The sequence below is a fragment of the Novosphingobium aureum genome, assembly GCF_015865035.1.
GTDB lineage: Bacteria > Pseudomonadota > Alphaproteobacteria > Sphingomonadales > Sphingomonadaceae > Novosphingobium > Novosphingobium aureum.
Genome location: NZ_JADZGI010000002.1, coordinates 369,439 through 395,356 on the forward strand (window position 1 = coordinate 369,439; position 25,918 = coordinate 395,356).

At 66.5% G+C, this 25,918-nt stretch carries 20 protein-coding genes; 7 read left to right on the top strand and 13 right to left on the bottom strand.

The annotated features are described in order from the left end of the window. Positions 1-78: 78 nt before the first annotated feature. From hemH to I5E68_RS14875, 3 genes are read right to left on the bottom strand one after another with little or no spacing between them, the layout of a single operon-like run. Entirely contained in the window at positions 79-1,089 is a 1,011-nt protein-coding gene (gene hemH / locus I5E68_RS14865) for a ferrochelatase (RefSeq protein WP_197165345.1), read from the bottom strand. Next, a complete protein-coding gene (locus tag I5E68_RS14870) occupies positions 1,089-3,359 on the bottom strand; it encodes a xanthine dehydrogenase family protein molybdopterin-binding subunit (RefSeq protein WP_197165347.1) in 2,271 nt (756 codons plus the stop codon). Before I5E68_RS14870 ends, hemH begins: the two co-directional genes overlap by 1 nt. Beyond that, a complete protein-coding gene (locus I5E68_RS14875; RefSeq protein ID WP_197165349.1) occupies positions 3,359-4,387 on the bottom strand; it encodes an Mrp/NBP35 family ATP-binding protein in 1,029 nt (342 codons plus the stop codon). The genes I5E68_RS14870 and I5E68_RS14875 overlap by 1 nt, the downstream gene beginning before the upstream one ends. A gap of 143 nt (positions 4,388-4,530) precedes the next feature. Between I5E68_RS14875 and hflK the strand changes: the two genes are divergently transcribed. From hflK to I5E68_RS14900, 5 genes are all read left to right on the top strand, one after another. Continuing rightward, entirely contained in the window at positions 4,531-5,739 is a 1,209-nt protein-coding gene (gene hflK / locus I5E68_RS14880) for a protease modulator HflK (RefSeq protein ID WP_228727212.1), read from the top strand. Next, positions 5,739-6,581, top strand: a complete 843-nt coding sequence (hflC, locus tag I5E68_RS14885) for a protease modulator HflC (protein ID WP_197165351.1) — start codon at positions 5,739-5,741, stop codon at positions 6,579-6,581. Before hflK ends, hflC begins: the two co-directional genes overlap by 1 nt. Before the next feature lie 115 nt (positions 6,582-6,696). Then, on the top strand, positions 6,697-8,256 hold the full coding sequence (locus I5E68_RS14890) for a Do family serine endopeptidase (protein WP_197165353.1): 1,560 nt from the start codon (positions 6,697-6,699) through the stop codon (positions 8,254-8,256). Positions 8,257-8,436: 180 nt separating this feature from the next. After that, on the top strand, positions 8,437-9,471 hold the full coding sequence (locus tag I5E68_RS14895) for a DUF1838 family protein (protein ID WP_197165355.1): 1,035 nt from the start codon (positions 8,437-8,439) through the stop codon (positions 9,469-9,471). Positions 9,472-9,560: 89 nt separating this feature from the next. Beyond that, positions 9,561-10,178, top strand: coding sequence for a trimeric intracellular cation channel family protein (locus tag I5E68_RS14900; RefSeq protein ID WP_197165357.1), 618 nt, complete (start codon positions 9,561-9,563; stop codon positions 10,176-10,178). A 99-nt stretch (positions 10,179-10,277) separates the two neighbouring features. Here the strand turns inward: I5E68_RS14900 and I5E68_RS14905 are convergent, their stop codons facing one another. The 3 genes from I5E68_RS14905 to phhA all read right to left on the bottom strand — a co-directional run bounded on the left by I5E68_RS14905 (position 10,278) and on the right by phhA (position 12,957). Next, positions 10,278-10,847, bottom strand: a complete 570-nt coding sequence (locus I5E68_RS14905; RefSeq protein ID WP_197165359.1) for a VOC family protein — start codon at positions 10,845-10,847, stop codon at positions 10,278-10,280. Positions 10,848-10,982: 135 nt separating this feature from the next. Then, the gene (gene hppD / locus I5E68_RS14910) at positions 10,983-12,083 is read right to left on the bottom strand and encodes a 4-hydroxyphenylpyruvate dioxygenase (RefSeq protein WP_197165363.1); all 1,101 of its coding nucleotides are present in this window, start codon (positions 12,081-12,083) and stop codon (positions 10,983-10,985) included. Next, the gene (phhA, locus tag I5E68_RS14915; RefSeq protein WP_197165365.1) at positions 12,076-12,957 is read right to left on the bottom strand and encodes a phenylalanine 4-monooxygenase; all 882 of its coding nucleotides are present in this window, start codon (positions 12,955-12,957) and stop codon (positions 12,076-12,078) included. The genes hppD and phhA overlap by 8 nt, the downstream gene beginning before the upstream one ends. Before the next feature lie 107 nt (positions 12,958-13,064). Here phhA and I5E68_RS14920 point away from each other — a divergent pair, with 107 nt between their 5' ends. Together I5E68_RS14920 and I5E68_RS14925 are read left to right on the top strand one after the other, a co-directional pair. Beyond that, on the top strand, positions 13,065-13,526 hold the full coding sequence (locus I5E68_RS14920; protein ID WP_197165367.1) for an Lrp/AsnC family transcriptional regulator: 462 nt from the start codon (positions 13,065-13,067) through the stop codon (positions 13,524-13,526). Positions 13,527-13,638: 112 nt separating this feature from the next. Beyond that, positions 13,639-14,727, top strand: a complete 1,089-nt coding sequence (locus I5E68_RS14925) for an AbrB family transcriptional regulator (RefSeq protein ID WP_197165369.1) — start codon at positions 13,639-13,641, stop codon at positions 14,725-14,727. 44 nt (positions 14,728-14,771) lie between these two features. Here I5E68_RS14925 and I5E68_RS14930 read toward each other — a convergent pair whose 3' ends face one another. From I5E68_RS14930 to I5E68_RS14960, 7 genes are all read right to left on the bottom strand, one after another. Continuing rightward, positions 14,772-19,565 (bottom strand): NAD-glutamate dehydrogenase domain-containing protein, encoded by a 4,794-nt coding sequence (locus I5E68_RS14930; protein WP_370463773.1) that lies wholly within the window; start codon positions 19,563-19,565, stop codon positions 14,772-14,774. Positions 19,566-19,869: 304 nt separating this feature from the next. Further along, positions 19,870-20,481 (bottom strand): 3-isopropylmalate dehydratase small subunit, encoded by a 612-nt coding sequence (leuD, locus tag I5E68_RS14935; RefSeq protein ID WP_197165374.1) that lies wholly within the window; start codon positions 20,479-20,481, stop codon positions 19,870-19,872. Beyond that, positions 20,478-21,956 (bottom strand): 3-isopropylmalate dehydratase large subunit, encoded by a 1,479-nt coding sequence (gene leuC / locus I5E68_RS14940; protein ID WP_197165376.1) that lies wholly within the window; start codon positions 21,954-21,956, stop codon positions 20,478-20,480. Before leuC ends, leuD begins: the two co-directional genes overlap by 4 nt. Continuing rightward, the gene (locus tag I5E68_RS14945) at positions 21,953-22,981 is read right to left on the bottom strand and encodes a zinc-dependent alcohol dehydrogenase (RefSeq protein ID WP_197165378.1); all 1,029 of its coding nucleotides are present in this window, start codon (positions 22,979-22,981) and stop codon (positions 21,953-21,955) included. Before I5E68_RS14945 ends, leuC begins: the two co-directional genes overlap by 4 nt. Further along, entirely contained in the window at positions 22,978-23,727 is a 750-nt protein-coding gene (locus I5E68_RS14950; RefSeq protein WP_197165380.1) for a cupin domain-containing protein, read from the bottom strand. Before I5E68_RS14950 ends, I5E68_RS14945 begins: the two co-directional genes overlap by 4 nt. Further along, positions 23,727-24,512 (bottom strand): maleate cis-trans isomerase family protein, encoded by a 786-nt coding sequence (locus tag I5E68_RS14955; protein WP_228727213.1) that lies wholly within the window; start codon positions 24,510-24,512, stop codon positions 23,727-23,729. The genes I5E68_RS14950 and I5E68_RS14955 overlap by 1 nt, the downstream gene beginning before the upstream one ends. Further along, positions 24,509-25,702: an FAD-dependent oxidoreductase gene (locus tag I5E68_RS14960; protein ID WP_197165382.1), complete on the bottom strand. Its 1,194-nt coding sequence runs from the start codon at positions 25,700-25,702 to the stop codon at positions 24,509-24,511. Before I5E68_RS14960 ends, I5E68_RS14955 begins: the two co-directional genes overlap by 4 nt. Positions 25,703-25,918 lie beyond the last annotated feature (216 nt).

A 25,918-nucleotide genomic window follows, 5' to 3' on the forward strand; every position in this document is an offset into this window, starting at 1 on the left:
TCGACTCCGTGCTCCTTCATAAGAACAGGAGTAGAACATAAGAAGATCAGGTCAAGAAAACCTCAGATTAAATCCTTGTTACCAGCCGCCAAGTTCCTGACGCACAAGCGTTTCGAGCATGTCGATCCCGGCATCTGTGGCATTAAGACAGGCCAGCGTCGCGAACTGGCTTCCGCCAGACTGCTCGAACACCTCTCGCCCGCGGATCGCAAGTTCCTCGAGTGTCTCGACGCAATCGGCCGAGAAGCCGGGAGCGGCTATGGCAAGACGGCGCGTCCCCGCTTTGGCTTCCTTCTCGAGAACAGCCTCGGTCGAGGGTTCGAGCCACTTCGCCCGCCCGAAGCGCGACTGGAAGCTGGTCTCCACCCGCAACTCGCCGAAGCGCGATGCGAGACGCTCGGACAGAAGCCTTGCGGTCTTGCGGCAGTGGCAGTGATAAGGATCGCCCAGATGCAAGGTACGCTCGGGCATGCCGTGGAACGAGAGCAGGAGCACCTCTGGCACGAAGTCGAGGCTTTCCAGCTGTGCGGTGACGTCGCGCTCGAGCGCATGGATGTGGGCAGGATGGTCGTAGTAGGGCGGCAGCGTACGGGTCGCAGGCTGCCAGCGCATTCCAGCGAGCGCATCGCCCAGCTTGTCGATCACCGAGGCGGTCGTCGCGCCCGAATACTGCGGATAGAGCGGCGCTACCAGAACGCGCTCGCAGCCCGCATCCTTGAGCGCCTGCAACTTGTCGGGAATGGACGGATTGCCGTAGCGCATTGCCCAGTCGACCATGATACCATCACCCAGCCGCGCCTGAAGCGCACGCGCCTGTGCGGCCGTGATCGCGGCGAGCGGAGAGCCCTCCTCGGTCCAGACTTGTGCATAGGCGTGGGCGGACTTTGCCGGCCGGGTGCGCAGGATGATGCCGTGCAGGATCGGCTTCCACGCGATCGGCGGAATTTCGATGACGCGCCGGTCGGAAAGAAACTCGGCGAGGTAACGGCGCACGGCTGGCGCAGTCGGCGCATCGGGGGTGCCGAGATTGACCAGCAGCACACCGACACGGCCGGTCTTCACGTCAGGATGGTCTTGGGGGCGCAACATCACAGGTCCTCGGCAAACAATGGCAGGTGACGGGCGCGGTAGCCCGTGGCCGAATGCAGCGCGTTGGCGATGGCCGGTGCCACGACCGCGACGCCAAGCTCGCCCGGATCGGCAGGCTCGGCCTCGCTCGAGATAAACTCGATCTCAACCTGCGGACATTCGGAAATCCTGGGCAATGTCATCGCCCCCAGCGTCTGCCCCTCGACGCGCCCGCGCACGTAGCGCCCGCTGCAGCCAAGCGCGAGGCCGAGACCGAACACCAGTCCCCCCTCGATCTGCTGGCGCGCGATGTCGAGATTGACGATCCGCCCGATGTCGACAGCGGCGCTCAGCTTCTCGACGCGCACCCCGCTGGTGTCGCGTCGGGCGGTAGCGATGAGCGCGATGCGCCCTGCGCCGATCATGTGGCAGGCGAGCCCCTGCCCGCTCTGGTCGACACCCCCGTCCCACTGCGCGAGCGCTGCCGCGCGCTGCAGGCATGTGGCAAGGCGCGTATCCTCGCCCAGCATGGCCATGCGGAACGAGAGCGGCTCGCGGCCCGCGCGCGCGGCCAGCTCGTCGACGAAGCATTCGTTGAAGAAGGCGGTATAGCCATGTGCATTGCCGCGCAGCCGGGTGGTCGGCAAGGTGATGCGCGCAGGCACGTGGTCGATCTCGACATGGGGAATGTCGTAGACCGGCACCGCCCCTTCGAGCGCGAGCGGATCGGCATCGCCAGCGACCGCATCGATTGCACCGGCGGCGCTTTCCCCGCCGAACAGCCGCCTGCCGAACTCGCGCGCGCTGGCCGGCACCGCCACGCGCGCGCGCCATGCGCCGATGCCGCCCTCGGTATCGGGCCGCGCAGCCATGACCGCGACCACTGGCGTACGGGGATAGCTGGCCCGCTGCTCTTCCGAGCGCGACCATGTCAGCTGGACCGGCTTGCCCGCCTCACGCGCGAGCAGCGCCACCTGCCCGGCAATGGTGCATTCGAGCCTGCGGTCGAAACTGCCGCCGATCGCCATGGGATAGAGCACCACCTGCGCCGGATCGAGGCCGATAGCACGCGCGGCCTCGGCGCGGGTGGTCTCCGGCGACTGGGTTCCGATCCACAGTTCGAGCACGCCGTTCTCGAGCCGCGCGGTGGCGCTCGCGGTCTCGATCGTTGCATGGAGCGCAGGGCTGACCTCGTACCGGATCTGGACCGGCAGGCCGCCGCTGACGAGATCCATTTCGCCCTTGCCAAAGAGCCTCTCGGCGCTGGAGTTGCGCAAGGCATCGTCGAGCGCGCTGTCCACTGCGAGGCTCTCGACCGGTTCGGAATAGCTGAAGCGCGGCAACATGCGGGCGAGCGCGGTCTCGGCTGTCCACCAGTCCTGCGCGAGCGCTGCCACCCAGGCGGTATCGCCGCTGCTTCCCTTCACGATGCGCTGATAGCCACGCATCGCGCGCGCGGCGTCCTCGCGGATCGAATCGAGCGCGCTCGAGCCCGCTAGCGGTGCGTGCCGGATCGAGGCGTAGAGCATGTCGGGCAAGCGCACGTCACCTACGAAAGTCCAGCTCCCGTCGACCTTGGCGGGCAGATCGAGCCGTGGATAGGCCAGCGCTCCGCCCGGAACCGAGCTCCCCGGATTCTCGGACATCGGCTCTGGACGCAGGGGCGGGGCCAGCGGCAAGTCAAGCAACGCCGCCTCGGCGGCAAGCGCTCCGAAGCCGAAACGCTTGTCCCCGTGCGTGACGAGGCCGCGATCGACCTCGCATTCTTCCCAGGCCACATCCCAGCGCGCCGCCGCAGCCTGCATCAGCAGCGCGCGTGCCACCGCAGCAGCCTCGCGCGCAGGCTGCTCGTAGGCAGCGAGCGCGGTACCGTCGGCAGTAACGTTGAAGCGGTTGTCCTGCGCCCAGCGACGGGTGAGCAGGTCCTGCGGATCCTCGACCAGCCGCGGCGCCAGCGGCATCCACATCTCGCTCCACTTCGCAGCGAGCACGGTGTTGGCATAGAGCGCGCTGACCGGCGCGGGCTCGACTGCGACCTGACGCCAGTCGCAGCCCAGTTCGTACGCGACGATCTGCGGGAGCAGCGTCGTCACCCCCTGCCCCATCTCGACTTGCGGCACCGCGACCGTAACCACGCCGTCCTGCGCGATCTTTATCCACGCCCCGAAGGCGCGCTCATCCTCGGAGGGCTGCAGCGGCAGCGGGAAGCTGCGCGGGCGCAGCATCCAGCCCACCGCGAGCCCGCCGCCCGCCAGCGCCCCGATCAATACACCGCGACGCGTGAGAGCCATCAGGCAGCGCCCCCCGATGCCGGTGCGACGGCCTCGAGGCTGTCGCGCACCCGGGCGGCAAGCGCGGCAAAGGCATCGGCTTGTGCCCCCTGCCCGGCCGCGACCGGGACGCCGGCATCGCTCTGCTTGCGAATGGCGATGTCGAGCGGAATGCGTCCGAGGAATGCGATGCCCAGCCGGTCGGCCTCGGCTTCGGCACCACCGCAGCCGAAGGGATCACTCTCCTCGCCACAATGCGGGCATATGTAACCCGACATGTTCTCGACCAGCCCGAGCACCGGGACCTTGCCCTTGGCGAAGAGCTCGACTGCCCGCGTCGCGTCGATCAGCGCGAGGTCCTGCGGAGTGGACACGATCACCGCGCCCGCCGGCTTGAACTTGTGCAGGATGGTCAACTGCACGTCGCCCGTTCCCGGCGGCAGATCGACGACCAGCACGTCGGCATCCTCCCAGTGTGCCTCGAGCAACTGGGTCAGTGCACCCGCCGCCATCGGCCCGCGCCAGGCCAGCGCCTGCCCGGCCTTGGTCAGGTGCGCCATGGAAAGCACCGGCACGCCCCAGCGGCTCGCGATCGGCACCAGCCGCTTGTCGTGGGCTACCGGTTTCTCGTCCTCGGTACCGAGCAGGCGCGCCTGCGAGGGGCCATAGATATCGGCATCGACGAGGCCCACCTTGAGACCGAGCCGGGCGAGCGCGACGGCGAGATTGACCGAGAGCGTCGACTTGCCGACGCCGCCCTTGCCCGAACCGACCGCGATGATGCGCGGCATGGCCAGTTTGCCCGGGTCCCCGGCCTGAGCACCGCCTTCACGGTCAGCAGTCATGGCGACGCGCACCTCGTTTATGTCGCCTTCGCGCTCGAGCACCTTGGTCACGCCGGTCTCGAGCGCCACACGCTGGCGCGCATCGAGCCCGGACGCATCGAGCACGAGGGTCGCCACGCCGTCGACGAGGCGCAATGAAGACAGTCGCTGCGCTGCATCGGCAGGCAGCAGGGCACGCAGGGCCTCGAACTCGTCAGTGGCCATGGACAGGCTTCCTGTCGGCGTATTCGCGGGGAAAGGTGCAATTCATGGCGCTCAGGTGGCCCAGCAATGGAAAAAGGGCAAGGGAGACCCTGTTTTTTGGTCAAAGGGTGTTTTTTGGCACAAGCATACTTATAGATAGCGCCATGAGATTGATCGGTGAAGCAATCACGCGCGCGGGGCTGGCCATGGCCGGCGGGAAGAGCCCTTGGGGCGGTTCCAATGGCAATTCGGGAGATTCCTCCGGAGACGGGTCGAACGACGCCCCCGACGGCGAGGGCCCGGCGGCGGACGGCGAACCCGGTTCTGCGGGCGACAGTTCGCCCGAAGGCGGCCGCGAAGGCCCGCGCAATCCCTGGCTTCCCAGCGGCGGCACCCCGCCGCGTCGCTCGGCCAGTATCGAGGACATCTTCCGCTCGCGCGATCCGCGCCGTTCCGGCGGGGGCGGTGGTCCGCGCGGCCCTGGCAGCAACTTCCCGCAGATGCCGCGCCGTCCCGACGGTTCCTCTTGGATGCCGATGGTGGCGGGCGGTGTGGTCGTCGCCTTCCTGTTCTTTTCCAGCTTCCACCAGCTCGATCCGGGCGAACAGGGCGTCGTCACCCGCTTCGGCCAGTATTCGCACGTGATCGATTCCGGCATCAGCATGACCATGCCCTGGCCGGTCGACTCGGTGAAGGTCGAGGACGTGCGTTCGTTCACCGTCGACACGATCCCCGAGGGCAGCGAAGAAAAGCTGATGCTGACCAGCGACAAGAACCTGGTCGACCTCACTTATCTGGTGCGCTGGAACATCAAGGACCTCAAGAACTACACGTTCCGACTGGCCGATCCCAAGGAGACCGTGCGCGAAGTGGCAGAGACCGCGATGCGTGCCTCGATCGCACAGATCTCGCTCAACGAGGCGATCTCGGGCGAAGGCCGCGCCAAGGTCGAAGGTGACGTGCGCCAGCGCATGCAGGACCTGCTCGACTACTACAAGGCGGGCATCGCCATTCAGGGCGTCGAGATCAAGAAGTCCGACCCGCCGGCCAAGACCAAATCCGCGTTCGAGCAGGTTACCGTCGCCCAGCAGGACGCCGAGCGCGATCGCTCCAATGCCCGCGCCTGGGCCCAGCAGAAGCTGGCCGAGGCCGAGGGCAATGCCGCGCAGTTCGACAAGGTCTACGAGGAATACAAGCTTGCCCCCGAAGTGACCAAACGGCGCATGTACTACGAGACCATGGAGCGCGTGCTGCGTAACAACGACACGGTCGTCGCCGAAGCCGATGGCGTGACCCCTTACATCCCGCTGCCCGAAGTGGCGAGGAAGGCCAAGGCCGAAACCTCCGAAGCCAGCCAGCAGGGAGGTCAGTGATGGACGCGTTCAAGCAGAAATATGCCGGGCTCCTGATCGCGCTGGGCGTGGTCGTGGTTGCCTTGTGGATGAGCGTGATCATCGTGCCCGAAGACCAGCAGGTCGTGATCGTGCGCGGCGGTAAGCCCAACCGGGTCTACAATGCCTACGTGCCCGGCGCGCCCTACGGTGCGACAGATGCCGGTGTCCACTTCCACATCCCCGGCTACGAGCGGGTCATGCGCATCGACAAGCGCCTGCTCTCGGTCGACATGAGCCAGGAACAGGTGCTCTCGACCGACCAGCAGCGCGTCAACGTCGATGCCTTCGCACGCTACCGCGTGACCGATCCGATCAAGATGATCCAGACCGCACGCACCACCGAGAACGTGACGCAGCAGCTCATGCCGATCCTTTCCTCGGTCGTGCGCCAGGAGCTGGGCAAGCGCACCTTCACCTCGATGCTGACCGCCGAACGCGGACAGGCCATGGCGAACATCCGCGACCTGCTCGATTCCGAGGCCCAGCAGTACGGGGCCCGTGTGGTCGACGTGCGCATCAAGCGCGCCGATCTTCCCGACGGCGCGCAGGCCAGCGCCTTCAATCGCATGATCGCCTCGCGTAACGAGGAGGCCAAGACCATCCAGGCCCAAGGCCAGCGCGATGCACGCATCATCCGTGCCGACGCCGAAGCCACCGCGGCCGGCATCTATGCCCGGTCCTACGGCAAGGATCCCTCTTTCTACGACTTCTACCGCGCGATGCAGAGCTACGATGTCACCTTCGACAAGGATGCTGACGGATCGAAAACCCTGCTGCTCGCGCCTGACAACGCCTACCTCAAGCACTTCAGGGCCCCCTGAAACCCGCTTGCGAGTTAATTGAACTGAGCCGGACGCCCCTCATTCAAACCTGGTTAAGCCGCGAGGCTTTCAATCGGGTCAGGGGCCGGCAGGACGGTGACGAGACACCGCCGCAATGGAGGAATCAAAGGACGTGAAGCCCGTGCGATACGCTTATGGACTGACCACCGCGCTCCTGCTCGGAGGCGCAACTCTTTCGCTGGCGACCGGCTACCCGGCCGGGGCACAGGTCGCCCAGAACGAGGCCAGCAAGATGGCGACGATGGTCCCGCGCTCGGGCGCGCCGGACAGCTTCGCCGACCTCACGGAGCAGCTCGCGCCTTCGGTCGTCAACATCTCGACCCGCCAGCGCATCCAGGTGCAGCAGCAGAACAACCCCTTCGCGGGCACGCCTTTCGAAGGCCTGTTCGGCGGCGGTCGTGGCGGCGCCACCCCGCAGACGCGCGAGGCGCAGTCGCTGGGCTCGGGCTTCGTGGTCTCGGCCGACGGCTACATCGTCACCAACAATCACGTGATCACCGCCGATGGCAAGGGCGAGGTCGAATCGATCACCGTGACCACCACCGACGGCACCGAATACCCGGCCAAGCTCGTCGGCAAGGACGCGGCATCGGACCTTGCCGTGCTCAAGGTCTCGCGCGACAAGCCCTTCCCCTTCGTCAAGTTCGGCGACAGCTCGAAGTCGCGCGTGGGTGACTGGATCATTGCCATCGGCAATCCCTTCGGCCTGTCCGGCACGGTTACGCAGGGCATCATCTCGGCGGTCTACCGCAACACCGGCGGCGGCGGCGCCTACGACCGCTACCTCCAGACCGACGCAGCGATCAACCGGGGCAACTCGGGCGGCCCGATGTTCGACATGAAGGGCCAGGTGATCGGCATCAACAACGCGATCTTCTCGCCCACCGGCGGCAGCGTCGGCATCGGCTTCGCGATCCCCGCCGAGACTGCGGCACCGATCGTCCAGAAGCTGATCAAAGGCGAGGCGATCGAACGCGGTTACCTTGGCGTGCGCATCCAGCCGCTCAACGACGATCTCGCCGAAGCGCTCGGCGTCGAGAAGAACAAGGGCGAGTTCATCCAGGCGGTCGAGCCCGACGGCGCGGCGGCCAAGGCGGGCATGAAGGCCGGCGACGTCGTGATCGCCGTCAACGGCAAGGAAGTGAACCGCGACCAGACGCTCTCGTTCCTCGTCGCCAATACCGAGCCGGGCAGCCGCATTCCGCTGACCGTCCTGCGCGACGGCCGCAAGATCACGCTTAACGCCACGGTCGCCAAGCGCCCGACCGAAGACGAACTCAACCAGGCCTTCGATCCGGACGACGATTCCGGCTCCAGCCCCTTCTCCGACCAGACGCAGGACGAAAACGGCGTCGTCGAAAAGGCACTCGGCGTCTCGGTCATGGACATGACCCCGCAGATCGCGCGCCAGCTCGGTGCGACCGATGCGTCCAAGGGCGTCGTCATCGTCACCGTCGACCCCAGCTCGGACGCTGCCCAAAAGGGCCTGCGCCGCGGCATGATCCTGCTCGTCGCCGATGGCAAGGAAGTGAACTCCAAGGCCGACCTCGCCGCGGCCGTCAATGCCGCCAAGAGCGACAAGCGCTCGGCAATGCTCGTGCGCGTCCAGCCGCGCGGGCAGGCGCCGATCTTCGTGCCGATCCGCCTTCGCTGATCCCCGGCACATCATTGAAGCCATGACAGAGCGCCCGGTGAACATCGTTTCACCGGGCGCTCTTTTTGTCCGACAGACGAGAAGTTTCCAGCACTGGCCATCGCCCGCACCGTTTGGCGCAAGACTTCCTTGCGAGGTCGGGAGGACGTGCCCTCCCGATGAGAGGAGGGAGACGACACGATGGACACCTTTGGACTGAGCCGGCGCCAGAGCCTCGGACTGGGCGTGGGGCTGGCGGCAGGTGCAGCCGGATTGCTTGGCAACAGCATGGTCAGCGCCGCGACCGGTACCAAGGTCCCGTTCCGCACGCGGATCGACTTCAAGGACCCCATCTGGAACCGCGATACCTCGCTGCGCATGGGCTCAGGCCTCGATCCCGAAGTCGAGGGCGTGGGCTTCATTCAGGGCGAGGCCTATGGCGTGCGACCGAACGAGCCGGTGCGCCTGCTGTTCAAGGTCGATGGCTACGCGATCAGTCGGCAAATCCCGCTAGGCGACGGGTCATGGCGCCGCCTGCTTCGCGAGATCGTGTTCTACCGCGACCCCGTAACCCGCGAAATCCTGAAGACTTGGGAAAACCCCTATTCGGGCGAAACGGTCAATGTCGTGCCGATCGCCAACGATCCTTTCAACGTGACCGTCAGCGAGTGGATGATGGCACCGCCCAGCTACGGGGGGCTCAACAAGGACAAGCCCGCGCGCCAGCCGCTGCTGCTCGACTGGGAATACGATCCTACCGGAATGCTGGTCCTGCGCACCGGCATCGACATGCAGTATCCCAACGCGCTTCAGCCCGACAAGTGGCCGCGCGAGAGCTCTGGTCCGGTGAACCGCGTGTCCGAGCACTTCATCACTACCATCGATCCCAAGGACGTCGAGAACCCGGACCTGCTCAAGATTCCCTCGCGCGGGGCATGGAGCCGTGTCACTCCGTGGTTGCCATGGATGCTGATGGGCACCGCACCGGGCCACGTCATGTACTTCTGCAACGACGGCTCGGTCCCCGGCGGGATCGACGCCCTGCCCCGCGATGTCGTCGCAGCTGCCAGTGCGATGGACAAGAAGTGGCTCAACGCACCGACCAGGGACGAAGGCGCCTCGCTCTCCAGCCTCGAACACTATGCGCGTCAGTTCACACCCGCCCGTGTCCCACCGGGCTGGACGCCCCCTCAGCCGCCCGCCGAGGCCAAGGTGTTCTTCACCGGCAAACCCTGAGCATAGCAGAGAGGTATACGCGGCTGTCCGCGCAGGACGCGATCACGCCAGCAGGTGACCGCACGATCCATCGCCGCTAGGGGTCGGCGATGGATCTCCCGCTCGAAAACCTGTTCACCTGGCTCGACATCGGCGGACTGTCGGTCTTTGCCGCCAGCGGTGCGCTGACTGCGGCACGCAAGAGGCTCGACTTCATCGCCGCCTGGTTCTTCGCGCTGATCACCGCCGTTGGCGGCGGCACCCTGCGCGACGTGATGATCGATGCCCCGGTATTCTGGATGCACGACCCCGCTCCGGTGATCCTGTGCGGAGTGATCGCGGCCCTCGCCTGGGCGGTGCCGCTGCGCTGGTGGCCCGAGCGCGCGCTGGAATGGCTAGATGCAGCGGGCCTTGCCGCCTACTCGGTCTATGGTGCGGGCAAGGCCCTGGAATGGGGCGTATCGCCGGTGCCCGCCGTGGCCGCCGGCGTGATCACCGCCTGTATCGGCGGCGTGATCCGCGACGTCACTGCGGGTGTGCCCTCGGTGCTTTTGCGCAATGAACTGTACATCACGACGTCGCTTGCCGCAGCCGCCATGTTCGTTGCGCTGACCACGCTCGGCCTGCCGCTGCCACTTCCCTCGGCCATCGCGTTTGCGAGCGGCTTCGTCCTGCGCTGCGCGGCGATCCGCTGGCGCCTCGCGCTGCCACCGCACCGCGGCCACTGAAGCGCCGGGCCGCAGCGACTCGAACACCCACGCACGCGGCTATGCCACCGAATTGCCGTCCAATCCCAGCCGGTGGGCGGCAAGACGGGGGCTCGTACCTTATGCCTCTTCCTTCGCCGCCTCGTGCAGCCACGCTGCGTGGCGCGGGGCCTGCTTGGTACGCGACCACTCCTCGAGCATGTCGTCGGCGACGGCCTTGAGCCGCCCCATCTGGTCTGCAGTTCCGAACTGCCAGGCAAGCTCGAGGCGGTGCCCATTGGGGTCGAAGAAGTAGATCGACTTGAACACGCCATGATGCGTTGGCCCGACGACCGAGCCGCCGCGAGCCTCGACCCGCGCCTTGGCATCGTGCAGCGCCTCCTCGCTCTCGACCTTGAACGCAATATGCTGGACCCAATCGGGCGTTGCCGGATCGCGGCCCATCTCGGGGGAGTTGGGCAGTTCGAAGAAGGCCAGCACGTTGCCCCCGCCGCAGTCGAGGAAGACGTGCATGTAGGGATCGGGCGCGCCGGTCGAGGGAACGGTGTCCTCCGCGATCGCCAGCATGAAATCCATGCCGAGAACGTCGCGGTAGAAGGAAACGGTCTCCTTGGCGTCGCGGCAACGGTAAGCGACGTGATGGATGCCGCCGAGCGTCGGGGCAGCCTTCGCGCTTTCGGGGGTAGTCATGGCATTCTCTCCTCGATGTCTCTTGCACGCATGCCGGCCACGCGGGGCAACCGGCATCGCGCGGAGCGGATCGCGCGGAGCGGGGCGCGCCGTTCTCGGCTGCGCCCCGCTCCCGTGCAGTGCTCAGGCGCCGTGTCAGCCCGCGCTATTCTCGACCTGCAGCACGCCGCGGCGCACCTGGTCGCGCTCGATCGATTCGAACAGCGCCTTGAAGTTGCCCTCGCCGAAGCCGTCGTCGCCCTGACGCTCGATGAACTCGAAGAACACCGGGCCGACCTGCGCCTCGGCGAAGATCTGCAACAGCAGACGCGGCTGGCCGCCTTCGGTGCTGCCGTCGAGCAGGATGCCACGCGCCTTGAGCTCGTTGACCGGCTGGCCGTGGCCGGGCAGGCGTTCGTCGAGCATGTCGTAATAGGTCTCGGGCGGCGCGGTCATGAACGGCACGCCAAGCGCCTTGAGACGATCCCAGGCGGCGACGAGATCGTCGGTGATCAGCGCGATATGCTGGATGCCCTCGCCATTGAAAGCGCGCAGGAACTCCTCGATCTGGCCCTTGCCGCCCTCGCCTTCCTCGTTGAGCGGGATGCGGATCTTGCCATCGGGCGCGGTCAGCGCCTTCGAGGTGAGGCCGGTATACTCGCCCTTGATGTCGAAGTAGCGGATCTCGCGGAAGTTGAAGAGCTTCTCGTAGTAGTCCGCCCAGTAGGCCATGCGCCCGCCGTAGACGTTGTGCGTGAGGTGGTCGATCGTGTCGAAACCGGCACCTGCCGGGTGGCGCTCGACGCCGGGCAGGTACTCGAAATCGATGTCGTAGATGGTCAGGCCACCCTCCTCGCCGCGCTCGTAGCGATCGACGAGATAGATGATCGAATTGCCGATGCCGCGAATGCCGGGCAGGCGCAGTTCCATCGGGCCGGTCTCGACATGGACCGGTTCGGCCGAACGGCTGAGCAGCTCGTCATAGGCTTGACGCGCGTCACGCACGCGAAAGCCCATGCCGCAAGCCGAAGGGCCGTGCTCGCGCGCGAAGAACCAGGCCGGGCTGTGCGGCTCGTAGTTGGTGATCAGATTGATCCCGCCCTGACGCCACAGCTCGACGTCCTTCGAGCGGTGACGCGCGACGCGGGTAAAGCCCATGGCGGTGAAGATCGGCTCGAGCACGCCCTTTTCGGGTGCGGAGAACTCGACAAACTCGAAGCCGTCGAGGCCAATGGGATTTTCGAAAAGGTCAGGCATGCGGTCTCTCCACAAGGATATCGTGATTGTCTGAAAGGGGCTTCTCGCCTTCGAGCACGTCGCCCGCAGGCAGCGCGGGCGTCTCGCGCCAGCGCTCGTAGAGCGGCCCGAAATCGAGGTCGACGAGCGCCTCGATAAGCTGGGGCAGGCTGTCGAGGACGAAGTAGGTCTTCTGGAAGGCGTCGATCATGTAGCCGGTGCGCATGACGCGCAGGGGCTCGAAGGGCAGGCGCAGAACATCCGCATCCTCGATCGAGAAGCGCGTTTCGCCAGATGACGAGATAATCCCGGCGCCGAATACCTTCAGCGCGCCTTCCTCGCGCACCAGCCCGAACTCGATGGTGTACCAATAGATGCGCGCGAGCATCTCCAGCGCGCCCATGGCCATCGCCCGCTCGCCGGCCTTGCCGTAAAGCTCAAGGAAGTCGGCAATGGCCGGGTCGAGCAGCATCGGCACGTGGCCGAAGAAGTCATGAAACAGGTCGGGCTCGACGAGATAGTCGATCTCGTGCTCCTCGCGCAGCCAGCGCGTCACCGGAAAACGGCGATGGGCGAGATGATCGAAGAACACCGCGTCGGGAATGAAACCGGGCACGCCGACGATGCGCCAGCCCGTGCGGCTCTCGAGAATGCGGTTGGCATCCTCGAAGCGCGGAATCGCATCGGCGCAGTCGAGCAGCTTCAGTCCCTCGCGGAACGAGGCACATGCGTGGCTGCGCGCGAGACCCGACTGGCGCGCGTAAAGGCGGCGCCAGCGTTCGTGCATCTGCGGCGTATAGCGGTGCCAGTCCTGCGCGACGGTATAGTCGCTTGCGGCCCCCTCGTACTCTCCCCGAAGTCCGCTCTGGCTTGTCTTGGTGTCGGGCGTCTTCATGCTGCGTAAGGTACCATGCTTCCGGCGTGGTTTTCGTGCGCATTTGCTTCCGGATCGCCACTGCATTAGTGGAATCCACCAGGATTTTGCAAAAAGAGAGACGATCCATGCCGCTCGATGAATTCGACCGTGCCATCATTGCGGTATTGCAGGAAGACGCGCGCATGCCCGTCGCACAAGTGGCCGAACGCGTCTCGCTCTCTGCGACGCCAGTCAGCCGGCGCATCAAGCGGCTCGAGGAAGAGGGCATCATCACCGGCTACCAGCCGGTACTCGACCCGCGACGCCTTGGCCTCGAACTCGACGCCTACGTGCTGATCAACCTCGACGCGCACAGCGACGCAAACATCGAGCGCTTCGAACAGGCCATTCTCGACAGCCCCTATGTCATCGCCTGCCACGCGGTGACGGGTGACATGGACTATCTCGTCCACGTGGTGGCCCGCGACGTCGAGCATCTCTCGCAGATCACGCTCAAGTCGCTGCTGCGCATTCCCGGCGTTCGCGACGTAAAGTCGATCATCGTGCTCGAGACCGTCAAGGCACCCAGGACCCTGCCTCTCGACTGAAGTGGTTCCGCCTGCCGGATTGCTGCACCTGCGAAGGATTGTCCTGCTTCCAGTTTTGGTTCAGTCCTGCGTTGCGCGTGACGCGCCATATTTTTGCCGGGGCCAATCACAGATGAAGTTTTCCGCAGTGCAGCGCTGGAGCGCCCTCATCGCGCTCTCGCTGGTGCTCGGGATCGGCGGCGACCGGCTCGGCATTCCCGCCGGGCTGATGCTGGGTCCGATGTTCGCCGCTATCGCCTTTGCCCTGCGCAACAAGCCGACCAACGCATCGCCCGGGCTTTTCGCGGCGGCGCAGTCGATCGTGGGCTGCCTGATCGCGTCTTCGATGGGGCCCGAGGTCGTCGCGCGCTTCGCCAGCGACTGGCCGATCTTCGTGGGCGGCGCCTTCGCCACGCTGTTCGTCGCCTTCGGGACCGGCGTCTTGCTCGCGAGCCTGCGTATCCTGCCCGGTGCTGTGGCGATCTGGGGCTCGGCCCCCGGCCTTGCCACCGCGATGGTGCTGATGGCCAAGGACAGCGGCGAGGATTTCCGCATGGTCGCCTTCATGACTTACGTGCGCGTGGTCATGGTGACGCTCGGCGCTTCGGCGCTGGCGATGGTGCTGGGCGACGAGAGCGGTACAGGCGCGGTCGCGAGTTCTGCCTCGCAGCCTTGGTTCTGGCCGGTCGCACCACTCCCGCTGGTCGCGACGCTGGCGGTCGCGGCGGGCGGACTCGTGCTCGGTCGACTGGTCCGCCTGCCCGCGCCCAATATCCTGGGGCCGCTGGTGCTGGGCACCGTGCTCCATGCGAGCGGCGTGATCGAGGCCTTCGCCGTGCCGCGCGCGCTGCTTGCACTCGCCTACATGATCGTGGGCTGGGGCATCGGCGCGCGCTTCACCCTCGACACGATCCGCCGCGCGCGCTCGGTCTTTCCGGCCGTGCTGATCGCGGTCGCGGCGATGATGGCGACCTGCTTTGCCTTCGGCCTGCTGCTTTCGCGCGTGGCAGGCGTGTCCATCGCGACCGCCTATCTCGCGACGAGCCCGGGCGGCATGGACTCGATCGCCATCGTCGCGGCGTCCTCGCCGGTCGACGTCGGCTTCGTCATGACACTGCAGACCGCGCGCATGGCGGCCATCCTGCTCACCGGGCCGTGGCTGGCACGCACCATTGCCCGGCACTTTGCCGACAAGCCGATCCCCACGCCCGAAGACGAATAGGCTGACGGGAGGGACCCGCTAACGATCCCTCCCGTCCTGCTTGATCAGCGCGCGAGCAGGTTGCGGGCCTGCCCCGCGATTTGTGCCAGCATGGCCGGGCTCTGCGCGACGTTGCGCTCGGCGCGCTCGACCATCGCGCGGAAGGCGGCCACGGCGGCACGGTTGTCCTCTTCCCACTTCGCCGCAGCCGCGCCGAGGTCGGCCTTGCCCGCCTTGGTCGTGGCGAGGCCCTTGAGGAAGTCGAGCCGCATCTGCTGGAAGTCGCGCGCGAGGCCCGCGACCAGCAGGCGTTCCCAGGGATCGCTCGGGTTCATCATCGCCGCGCAGGCCTGTGCCCAGTCGAGACCGAGCCCTGCCCCCAGCTTGATGAATACGCCGACGAGGCGGCACGGGTCGATCTGCGCGGTACTGGCGAGGTCGGCGAGGCCGACCGCACCATCGAGATCGAACAGCCGCCCGACCATCGCCGCCTCGGCCTCTGGTGCGCCTTGTGCGGTGAGAGTCTCGATCAACGCCTGCGAGTGGCCCTGTGCACGTTCGCCGAGCAGTTCGTAGACATTGGCATCGAGCAGCGCGATGCCGGGCTTGAGACGTGCCTCGAGCTGTTCGGGCGCGGCGCGTCCGGCGCCTGCACGCAGCAGGTCTGCCATGTGGCTGCGTACTGCGGCTGCCGCCCGCTCGAACAGGGCGAGACGCGCATCTTCGGGCATCGCGGCCTCGTCAATCGCCTGCCACAGCCGGTCGAGATCAAACATGCGCGCGGCCAGCGTGAAGGCAGCGGCCACGTGTCCGAGCGAGGCGCCCTCCTCCTCTGCCAGCTCGAAGGGATGGACGAAGCCGAGCCGGTTGACGATGCGGTTCGCCAGCTTGGTGGCGATGATCTCGCGCGCGAGACGGTGCTCCTTGATGAAGCCCTTGTACTTCGCCTGCATCTGCACGGGGAACGCCGCAAGCAGCATCGGCTGGAGCCCGGGGTCTTCGGCGAGATCGCTGTCCTCGATCGCGTTCTGCAATACCAGCTTGCTGCTCGAGAGCAGCACCGCGAGTTCGGGGCGGGTGAGCCCCTTGCCGTCGTGGGCACGCCGGGTCAGGCCTTCGTTGTCGGCCAGCCCTTCGGTCGCGCGGTCGAGGTTTCCGCCTTCTTCCAGCGTCTCGATCAGGCGCATGTGCGAGTGGATCGAGGCGGCCCCGCCCAGTCCGGCGATCGAGAGCGCCAGCGCCTGCAGGCGGTTGTCCTCGAGCACGAGCGCCGCGACCTCGTCGGTCATCTCGGACAGCAGCGTGACGCGCTTCCTCTCCGAGAGCTTGCCCGCGCGCTTGGCCGCGGCCAGCGCGATCTTGATGTTGACCTCGTTGTCCGAGCAGTCGACGCCTGCCGAATTGTCGATGAAGTCGGTATTGATCCGCCCGCCGCGCGCGCGCAGCGCGAACTCGATGCGGCCCGCCTGAGTGACGCCGAGGTTGGCGCCTTCGCCGATCACCATCGCGCCCACGTCCTCGGCATCGACGCGCAGCGCGTCGTTGGCCGGATCGCCGACGGTCGCGTTGTTCTCGCTGGATGCCTTCACGTAAGTGCCGATACCGCCGAACCAGAGAAGGTCGACCTGCGCACGCAGGATCGCCGAGATCAGCGAGACCGGGTCGAGCGCCTCTGCAGTAATGCCGAGCGTCTCGCGGATCTCGGGGCTCAGCGGGATCGACTTCATCGAGCGCGGGAACACTCCGCCGCCCTTTGAGATAAGCGACTTGTCGTAGTCGTCCCAGCTCGAATGCGGCAGCGCGAAGAGGCGGTTGCGCTCTTCCCAACCCTTGGCCGCATCGGGCTCGGGATCGATGAAGATGTGCCGGTGGTCGAAGGCCGCGACAAGACGGATCGACTTCGACAGCAACATGCCGTTGCCGAAGACGTCACCCGACATGTCGCCACACCCCACCACGCGCACCGGATCGGTCTGGACGTCGACGCCCATCTCGAGGAAGTGGCGCTGTACCGAGACCCAGGCGCCGCGCGCGGTGATGCCCATGGCCTTGTGGTCGTAGCCGTTGGAACCGCCGCTCGCGAAAGCATCGTCGAGCCAGAAGTCCTTGGATTCCGCGATGCCGTTGGCAACGTCGGAAAACTTGGCGGTGCCCTTGTCGGCAGCGACCACGAAGTAAGGGTCCTCGCCATCGCGGATGACCACGCATTCGGGGTGGACGACGGCGCCCTCGACGATGTTGTCGGTGACAGAGAGCAGCGTCGCGATGAAGACCTCGTAGCTGGCCTGGCCCTCGACCGCCCAACCAGCCCGGTCGCGCGCGGGATCGGGCAGTTCCTTGGGATAGAAGCCACCCTTGGCGCCGGTCGGCACGATCACTGCGTTCTTCACGCGCTGCGCCTTCATCAGGCCCAGGATCTCGGTGCGGAAGTCGTCGCGACGATCCGACCAGCGCAAACCGCCGCGCGCGACGGGACCGGCGCGCAAGTGAATGCCCTCGACCCGGCGCGAATAGACGAAGATCTCGCGCCAGGGCAGCGGCTTGGGCAGGCCCGGAACGAGCGCGGAATCGAACTTGAATGCCAGCGCCACCTGACCCGCAGGTGCGAAGGCATTGGTCCGCAGCATGGCGAGCACGGTATCGCGATAGGAACGCAGCAGGCGATCGTCGTTGATCGCCTCGACACCCGCCAGCCCTTCGCGGATCGCCTCCTCGGCAGCCTTGCGCGCGGCCTCGCGATCACCCGAAAAGCCGGGCTCGTGGAGCGCGCGGAACAGGTCGATGATGCCAAGCGTGACAGACGGCGCGACCTGCAGCGCATCGACCACGGTGGCGATGCCAAAGTTCATGCCGCCCTGGCGCAGATAGCGATAGAAGGCGCGCAGCCAGTTGGTCTCGCGGCGCGAGAGGCCAAGACCTGCGACGAGGCGATTGAACGCATCGTTCTCGCCCGACCCGTTGAGCACCGCGCACAGCGCATCCTCGATCATCGGCGCGAGGCCGAGCACGTCCTCGAGGCTGCGTCCGAGCGGCAGCTCGAGCGTGAAGTCGTGGATTGTGCCGATGCGGCCCTGATCGAGCGACGTCGGCACTTCGGCAAGAACCCTGAAGCCGAAGTTCTCGAGCGCGGGTACCGCATCGGAGAGCGGGAGCTGGCCGTCTGCCTGGTAGATCTTGAGCCGCAGGTGATCGGGTTCGTGGGGCAGCGCATAGAGCCGCGCGTCGCGTGCGCCCGAACGTCGCTCGTCGTCGGATGCCTCGCTGACGAGAATCTTGCGCAAGTGGGCGATATCGATAGCCGCCTCGGCAGCGCCGTAATCACTGCGGTACCCGAGCGGGAAGGCATCGGCATAGCGCGCGGCAATCGCATTGGCCCGGGCCGGATCGAGATCCTTGGCGAGCAGCACCGCGACCGCCTCGGTCCAGCCGCGCAGCAGCACCTGCAGCTGTCGATCAAGCTCGTCCTCGTCGGGTTCCCTCGCACCGCCCCGGGTGTCGAAAGTGAAGCGAAGCAGTGCGAGATTGCCCGCCTCGACCTGCAGGCTCCAGTCCAGCGGCGGAGCCTCTGTCGCATTCTCGATCAGGCCCTGGATGCGCTTGCGCATATGCGTCGAGACGAGATCGCGCGGCATCCACACGAAGGCAAACAGGTGGCGCATCAGCGGCGCGGTAGCGAGCAGCAGGCGCGGACGCGGACGGTCGACCAGCCCGGTCATCATCGCGGCCAGCCGCTCCACGTCGTCCTCGGCAAGGCCAAGTGCAAGATCGTGCGGCAAGGTGGTCAGGGCATGGGCAAGGGCCTTGCCGGTATGCCCCTTGAGATCGCAGCCGAGCTTGGCCGCGACCTTGCCGAGCAGCTGGCGCAGGCGTGGGACGCGTTCGGGCGGAGCGGCCAGCGCCTCGCTGGTCCAGGTCCCGGCATGGACCGAGATGGCGCTTACCTTGTCGTCCTCGATCACCGGCACGAGAAACAGGTCGAGCGGCACCCGGCGATGGACGGTCGCCATGCGGTTGGCCTTGATCACCATCGGGGCCTGCACCTTACCCGCGGCGACCTGTTCGTCGAAGGCCGCGAAGGCGAGGTCGTAGCTCGCCTCGGAAAGCAGGTCCTTGAGCCCGCGGCGGCAGATGCCCAGCCGCTCGACATGGCTGCCGTCGCGGCGGCGTGTGACATGGCCCATGATCGTGAGCATGCCCTCTGCGAACCAGCGCAGCAGGTCCGACCCCTCGGGATCGCTCACCGCGTTGGCGTCGGCTTCCATCGCCTTGACCATGCGCGGCCAGTCGCTGACCGCGCTGCGCACGTCGGCAAGCGTCGCCTCGAGCTGCTTTTGCAGTTCACGGCGCTGGCGCGCGTCGATGCGCGGCAGTTCAATGTGCATCATCGACTCGCGCCCACCGGTGGCGCCGTTGGCTGCCTTGAGCGAAACCAGCTTGCCGTCCTTGTCGCGCTCGACCGCGACCACCGGGTGCGAGAGGCGGTCGATGACGAGCCCCATCGAGGCCATGGCCGAGGCCACCGAGTCGACGAGGAAAGGCATGTCGTCGTTGATCAGGGCGACGTGCAGGACACGCTTGTCCTCGCCGAAGGAGGCGAGCGAGACGATCGATTCGCCGGGCTTGCGCACTGCCGCTGCGTCGAGGATGAAGTGTGCGGCCTCTTCGAGCCAGCCGTCCGTCGGCATGCCCTCGCCCGGCAGGATTGCCCCACGAATGCATTCGACCAGCGCCTGTTCGAGCCCGGCCTGCGGTATCACCGCCGACTTGCCGGGCGCGCCGCTTTTCGACTTTGCCTTCTTTTCGGACTTTCGTGCTGCGGCCTTCTTGTGCGAGCCGCCAGACACCGTGCCTTCACTCATAACCATCTCCGCCGTGTGCATGCGTGCATGACCTCATGGCCTGACTAGCGCATGCGCCTGATCCCGGGTTCCTTTCCCGGAGTCCTTTCAGCAGATATAGCGTGAACCCAAAGGCACGTCTCGCAACTTTTATGCGTATTTACGCAAGATGCTTCCCGGTTAAGGAAATTGCCTTAGCGCGCCCTTCACGCATGGCGCGGCATCCCGAGCAATCGAGCCCAATGCATAGAGCCCGAACAAGCCGATTGCTTGCCCGGGCTCTTGCTGTCTATCGCCAGAAGATGCCGCCGGTGACGGTCCCGCTTCAGATATCGAGCGCCTCGTAGAGCCAAGGCTGGCTCGCCTTCTGCGCGGCTTCGAAGCGCGTGATGTCCTCGCCCCAGCGGCTCTGGATCATGCCGGTCTCGTCCCAGCCCTTGAGCAGGCGCTCGCGGGCATTGTCGGAGATTTCAAAAGCGACCGTCTCGTCGCCCGCACGGATCGTGCGCGAGACCAGATCGACGTGCATCTCGCCCTCGCCGCAGGCGGCGAGCAGGCGGTCGATGGTCGCGGCATCGAGCACTATCGGCAGGACCCCGTTGCGCAGGCAATTGGCCTGGAAGATCTCGCCGAAGCTTTCCGCGATCACGCAGGTGATGCCGAAGTCGGCGATGGTCCAGACCGCCTGTTCCCGGCTCGACCCGCAGCCAAACTCGCGCCCTGCGACGAGGATGCCGGCACCGCGCGCCTTGGCTTCGTCGATCGGGTTGGGAATGGCATTGCCATCGGGATCGATGCGGCGGTCGCGGCAGAAGTAGTCGCCCAGCCCCTCGCGCTGCATCAGCAGCAGGAAGCGCGCGGGATAGATGATATCGGTATCGATCCGGTTCTCGCGCAGGACGAGGAGCGGGCTGGTGAGCGTGTCGAACGGCTTCATGCCGGCACCTCCTCGAGCTTGCGGACATCGGTGACATGGCCCGTCACCGCAGCGGCGGCGGCCATCGCCGGGCTCATCAGGTGCGTGCGGCCACCGCGGCCCTGACGGCCCTCGAAGTTGCGGTTCGAGGTCGAGGCAGAACGCTGGCCCTCGCCAAGGCGGTCGTCGTTCATCGCAACGCACATCGAACAACCGGCCATGCGCCATTCGAATCCGGCCTCGGTGAAGACCGCGTCGAGCCCCTCGGCCTCGGCCTGCTGGCGCACCGCCATCGAGCCAGGCACGACCAGCGCGCGCACACCCTGTGCGACCCTGCGACCGCGTGCGACATCGGCCGCGGCGCGCAGGTCCTCGATCCGGCCATTGGTGCAAGAGCCGATGAACACCACATCGACCCCGATCTGCTCGATCGCCATGCCGGTCTCGAGCCCCATGTAGGCGAGCGCCTTGGCGTGCTGGCGCGCGGCCTCGGCCTCCACGGGTGCTGCCGGGACGGTGCCGTCGACGGGGGCCGCATCCTGCGGATTGGTGCCCCAGGTCACCTGCGGCGCGAGGCCATCGAGATCGAGCGAGACCGTACGATCGTAGAGAGCGCCGGGATCGCTGGGCAGCGTGCGCCAGTAGTCGGCGGCCTGCGCGAACAGCGCAGGCGACGGCGCCAGCGGAAGGCCGCGCAGATATTCGATGGTGGTCTCGTCGGGCGCGACAAGGCCGATGCGCGCGCCTGCCTCGATCGCCATGTTGCACAAGGTCATGCGCGCAGCCATCGACATGGCACGCACCGCCTCGCCGGTGAACTCGACCGCGCAGCCGGTGGCGAAGCCCGCCCCGTACTTGCCGATAAGCGCCAGCGCGACGTCCTTGGCGGTGACGAAGGGCCCCATCGCGCCGCTGAGCTCGACCTTGACCGTATCCGCACGCTGCTGGACGATTGCGTTGGTCGCCAGCACGGTCTCGCAATCGCTCGCGCCGATCCCGAAGGCCAGCGCCCCGAAAGCGCCATGCGTCGAGGTATGGCTGTCGCCGCAGGCGAGCGTGGTGCCCGGCAGGGTGAAGCCCAGCTCGGGCCCCATGACGTGGACGATGCCCTGGCGCGCATCGTCGAGCGGCACGTAGGGAATGTCGAACTCGGCGACGTTGCTGGCAAGGCGCTCGACCTGCGCCCCGGCGGCATTGCCGGTATCGATCGTCTCGAGCCGGTCGAGGCTGGTCGAAACCGCATGGTCAGGCACGGCGAGATGCGTCTCGCGGCGGTGAACCTTGCGCTCGTTGACGCGCAGCGCCTCGAACGACTGGTGGGTCGAGCACTCGTGCAGCAGGTGGCGGTCGACGTGGATCAGCGCGGCACGGCTCTCGGCCTCGCCTTCGCCCGAGGGAACCTCGGCAATGACATGGCTGTCCCACAGCTTGCGATAGAGCGTACGCGGCGCCGTGGCGGCCGGGGCTGCGGCAGCGTCTGGCTTGGGGGAATTCACTCGGCCTCTCCGATCTCGATGATGACACGCCCGACGTCGCGGGCCTCGGGTCCGGCGAGCAGGCTAAACGCCTGCGCCACATCGTCGAGCGCGAAGCGGCGCGTGACCGTAGGTCGGAGGGACAGCTTGCCAGACGCGATCAGATCGAGGACTTGCGCCTGCCCGGCCCCCGCACGCACGCCGAAGATCGCCAGTTCGCGATCGACGATTTCCCAGTTGCTGACGGGGAGCGCCCCGCCGCCGGTCAGCGCCACGCTCGCCCCGGGAGCGGCGACGGCAAAGGCCTGCGCCATGCCCCATTCGCTGGCAGTGGTCTCCATGACCGCGGGCAGACCGCCCGGCAATGCCACGAGCACCGCGTCGCTGACCGCTTCGCCATGTGCGGCAATCGGGAACAGGCGAGCGGCGCCCAGTTCTCCGGCAAGCTGCGAGCGTTTGCCGCTGCCGCCGATGGCGACGACGTCGAGATCGAGCGCGCGGGCCATGGCCACTGCGCCCAGGCCCATCGCACCGACACCGAGAATGCCCACGGTGTCACCCGCCTTCAGTCCCATGCGGGTGAAGGCATTGAGCGCATCGACCGGCCCTGCCAGCATCGCGGCATCGTCGAAACCGACCGCATCGGGCAGCACGGCGAGCTTGCGCGCCGATACCAGTGTGTATTCCTCGCAGCAGGTCTGGCGCACGAGCGTCTTGAAGGCTGGATCAAGGCACAGGTTCTGCCGCCCGGCCTTGCAGTTGGCGCAGGTACCGCAGTGGTCGAGCGCAAGCGCGCTGACACGATCACCTTCGCGCAGTCCCTCGACACCTTCGCCCAACCCGGCCACGACACCCGAGAAATCGGCGCCGATGCCCACCGGATAGTCCTTTACGTAGCGCCCGCCCTTGTTGAGGTAGGTGCCGACGTCGGTGCCGTAGGGCGCATAGGCCATGACCTTGACGAGGACCTGGCCCGGCCCCGGCTGGGGCACGGGCAGGTCCACGACCCGGATGTCACCGGGCGCGTGGAGCTGGGCTGCCTTCATTCACCGGCTCCGAAGGCGAAGACCATGATCCGCGCGCCGTTCTTGCTTGAGGTGGCAGCCAGCAGCGGCGTGTCGGGCGCGCCCACGGTATAGTCGCCAGCGGCCCAGGTCTCGCCATTGCCGACTAGCGAACCCTCGAGCACGTAAGCCTCCCAGGATGCTCCGAGGTTGCCTGCCTCGCCCTGCCAGCCGGCCGGAACGATCGCCTCGAACGAGCGCGCGCCGGTCTCGGGATCGGTGCTCAGCGGACGCATGGTCCAGCCCTCGGGCAGCGCGGCATCGGCAACGGGCGCGATGTCGGCGACCGTGACCTCGAAGACATGGCCGCGCGGATCGGTCGCGGCGGGCAGCGGGTACTCGACCGGCTGCTCAGGCTCATGGACCAGCTGGAGGACGAGCAGTCCGTCGCTGCGCACAAGCGCTAGCGCACCCTCGCTCGAGCTTTCGTCATGGCCGTGTACGACATGGGCAGGACGGTAGAAGTACACGCCCTTGCGGAAGTGGTGATTGCCATCGAGGGTCACCGCCCCGTCGAGCATATAGACTTCCTCGTAGGCGTCGTGGAAATGCGCCACGCCGCCGCCGTGCCAGCCCTTGGGGATGTAGACCAGATTGGTGACGTGCCCGGTCGCCGCGTCCTCGCCCAGCTTGCGCCGCTTGAGGCCGTGGGTCCCGAGCATCTCCCACTCGAGCGCGTCGCCGCGCACGTGTTCGAGCGGATGCGAGAGCTTGAGTGGTGCTGTCATCAAAGTTCTGCCATCAGGCGGCCGAAGCCGGGAACGTGGTCATAGACACCACAGGCGCGCAGCGCATGCCAGTAGGTCGCGGTGTTGATCGCGATGACCGGCTTGCCAAGATACATCTCGGCAGCCGCGCAGAATCGGATACCCGAGACATTGGTGCCGACCTGGATCAGGCAGTCGACATCGTCGCCATCGAGATAGCGGAAGGTCTCGCGCATCTTGTCGTCGTCGATCTCGGCGATCGCGGTCCAGCTCGGAGCCTGCAGCGGCTTGTCGCGCACGGTCTCGTAACCGTAGTCGGACAGGAAGTTGGCGACCTCGGCATTGGCCGTGGGATAGTAGGGCGAGAAGAACGCGACCTTCTTGATGCCGCCATAGGCCTCCAGCGCAGCGGCGAGCGCCTCGGAGCCGGTCGAGACCTTGAGGCCGGAAACCTCCTCGACGTTCTGGCGCCACTTGAGGGCACCTTCGGCGCCGCCGAAGAAGGTCACTGCCGACATGCCCATGACGAGGTAGTCGGGCGAGCAGGTCAGCACGCCCTTCACCGCGTCGATGGTGTTGTGGCTGATCTCCCAGGCACCTGCCATGAAGGTCTCGTTCGAGACCGCCTTGGCATTGTCGACGACGATGCGGCTGTAGTGGTTGGTCACCCCGTGCGGGCGCAGGTCGTCGAAGTCGGGCTGGACGATCGTGTTGGTCGAGGGCCCGAGCACGCCGAACTTGTAACGGTAGCCCTGGACGTCCTTGTTACGACGCTCGGGCATCACGCGCTGCTTGGTATCGGTCATACGATTTCCTTTTCCTGCTGGAGGCTGGCAAACATCGACTGGCGCATCAGATACTGGCGCCGGGCGACGGGATCGGCATGGACGCGGCGCATTTCGGCACGCTTGGCCTCCTGCGCATTGGGGTCGACCTGCCCCATGGTCTTCATGTTCTCGATGGTCTGGGCCTGGATGAACGAGCGCGTCACCGCCTGGCGCTGGCGCTCGAACAGCGCGAGCGCCTCGCGGTCGGCGTCCTTGCGCAGGATTTGCCACAGCTTGTCGGCAAGGTTCCAGCCATCGTGGATCCCTGAGTTCATGCCGAAGCCGCCCAGCGGATTGTTGAGGTGGGCAGCATCGCCGACGATCGCCATGCGCCCCTTCACGAACTGGTCGGCGACGCGCTGATGGACGCGGTAGATCGTGCGGTGGGTGGTCTCGACATCGCCATGACCGACGATGCGCGAGAAGACCTGCTCCTTGTTGCGGTCGCTAATCAGGTCCTCGTCCGAGGTGGCGCCGTCACCGGGCACCAGCACGCGCCAGATGCCCGGCACCTTCAGGAGCACCAGCCACTCTTCGGGATCGCTGATGTAGTTCACGTAGTCGAGGTCGGGCATGGCCTCCTCGATGGCGTAGGAGGTCGACATCGAAACGAACTTCTCCTCGTAGGTGAAGCCGCTGAAGCCGATTCCTGTCGCCTTGCGCACGACCGAGCGCGAGCCGTCCGCGCCGACCACGAAGCGCGCGGTGATCTCGCGGGTCTCTCCGTCCTGTTCGACCGTCGCGACCACCCCCTCGGCATCCTCGCGCACGTCGAGCAGACGGCAGCCGAAGTGCACGTCCATGCCCTCGATCTCGGCGATGCGCTGCGAGAGCAGCTTGGCAAGGTAGTGTTGCTCGCACTGCAGGCGGAAGGGGAACTTGGTGAAATCGCTGAGCTCGGTCAGGTCGAAGCGGATCGCTTCGCCCGAACGGCGGTCGCGCATCTGGTAGATCGGCGCCTTGAGGCCCATCCCGATCAACGCCTCGGCCGCACCGATCTCGTCGAGCATCTCCAGCGTCGAGGCGTGGATCGTCGAGGCGCGAAGGTCGTGGGCGCAATCAGGCTCCTGCTCGATGAGCGTGACCTTGATCCCCATCGAGGCCAACCGCGCCGCGCAGGTGGTACCAACCGGGCCGGCACCGACCACAAGAACTTCGCAATTGACCATGACTCTACTGGACTCCCCTAATGCAATCCCGATCAGGTCGGCTCAAGCGGCAAACACCGGGACAGTGGCACGCCGCTGTCGGTCTGCCGCACCGCGACCTGCCTCACGATCTTGCATCGCCTTCCCGCCGACGGAACGGCATCGGGGCCAATCATCCGTATCGCGGAGCGAACTATCCGCCATGCGTATACGGGTGCTTGACTCACCCCCCGATTC

Bases quoted from the DNA above. Each gene is read 5' to 3' on its own strand.
- hemH (WP_197165345.1), bottom strand. From the start codon at position 1,089: ATGTTGCGCCCCCAAGACCATCCTGACGTGAAGACCGGCCGTGTCGGT.
- I5E68_RS14870 (WP_197165347.1), bottom strand. From the start codon at position 3,359: ATGGCTCTCACGCGTCGCGGTGTATTGATCGGGGCGCTGGCGGGCGGC.
- I5E68_RS14875 (WP_197165349.1), bottom strand. From the start codon at position 4,387: ATGGCCACTGACGAGTTCGAGGCCCTGCGTGCCCTGCTGCCTGCCGAT.
- hflK (WP_228727212.1), top strand. From the start codon at position 4,531: ATGAGATTGATCGGTGAAGCAATCACGCGCGCGGGGCTGGCCATGGCC.
- hflC (WP_197165351.1), top strand. From the start codon at position 5,739: ATGGACGCGTTCAAGCAGAAATATGCCGGGCTCCTGATCGCGCTGGGC.
- I5E68_RS14890 (WP_197165353.1), top strand. From the start codon at position 6,697: ATGGAGGAATCAAAGGACGTGAAGCCCGTGCGATACGCTTATGGACTG.
- I5E68_RS14895 (WP_197165355.1), top strand. From the start codon at position 8,437: ATGGACACCTTTGGACTGAGCCGGCGCCAGAGCCTCGGACTGGGCGTG.
- I5E68_RS14900 (WP_197165357.1), top strand. From the start codon at position 9,561: ATGGATCTCCCGCTCGAAAACCTGTTCACCTGGCTCGACATCGGCGGA.
- I5E68_RS14905 (WP_197165359.1), bottom strand. From the start codon at position 10,847: ATGACTACCCCCGAAAGCGCGAAGGCTGCCCCGACGCTCGGCGGCATC.
- hppD (WP_197165363.1), bottom strand. From the start codon at position 12,083: ATGCCTGACCTTTTCGAAAATCCCATTGGCCTCGACGGCTTCGAGTTT.
- phhA (WP_197165365.1), bottom strand. From the start codon at position 12,957: ATGAAGACGCCCGACACCAAGACAAGCCAGAGCGGACTTCGGGGAGAG.
- I5E68_RS14920 (WP_197165367.1), top strand. From the start codon at position 13,065: ATGCCGCTCGATGAATTCGACCGTGCCATCATTGCGGTATTGCAGGAA.
- I5E68_RS14925 (WP_197165369.1), top strand. From the start codon at position 13,639: ATGAAGTTTTCCGCAGTGCAGCGCTGGAGCGCCCTCATCGCGCTCTCG.
- I5E68_RS14930 (WP_370463773.1), bottom strand. From the start codon at position 19,565: ATGAGTGAAGGCACGGTGTCTGGCGGCTCGCACAAGAAGGCCGCAGCA.
- leuD (WP_197165374.1), bottom strand. From the start codon at position 20,481: ATGAAGCCGTTCGACACGCTCACCAGCCCGCTCCTCGTCCTGCGCGAG.
- I5E68_RS14945 (WP_197165378.1), bottom strand. From the start codon at position 22,981: ATGAAGGCAGCCCAGCTCCACGCGCCCGGTGACATCCGGGTCGTGGAC.
- I5E68_RS14950 (WP_197165380.1), bottom strand. From the start codon at position 23,727: ATGACAGCACCACTCAAGCTCTCGCATCCGCTCGAACACGTGCGCGGC.
- I5E68_RS14955 (WP_228727213.1), bottom strand. From the start codon at position 24,512: ATGACCGATACCAAGCAGCGCGTGATGCCCGAGCGTCGTAACAAGGAC.
- I5E68_RS14960 (WP_197165382.1), bottom strand. From the start codon at position 25,702: ATGGTCAATTGCGAAGTTCTTGTGGTCGGTGCCGGCCCGGTTGGTACC.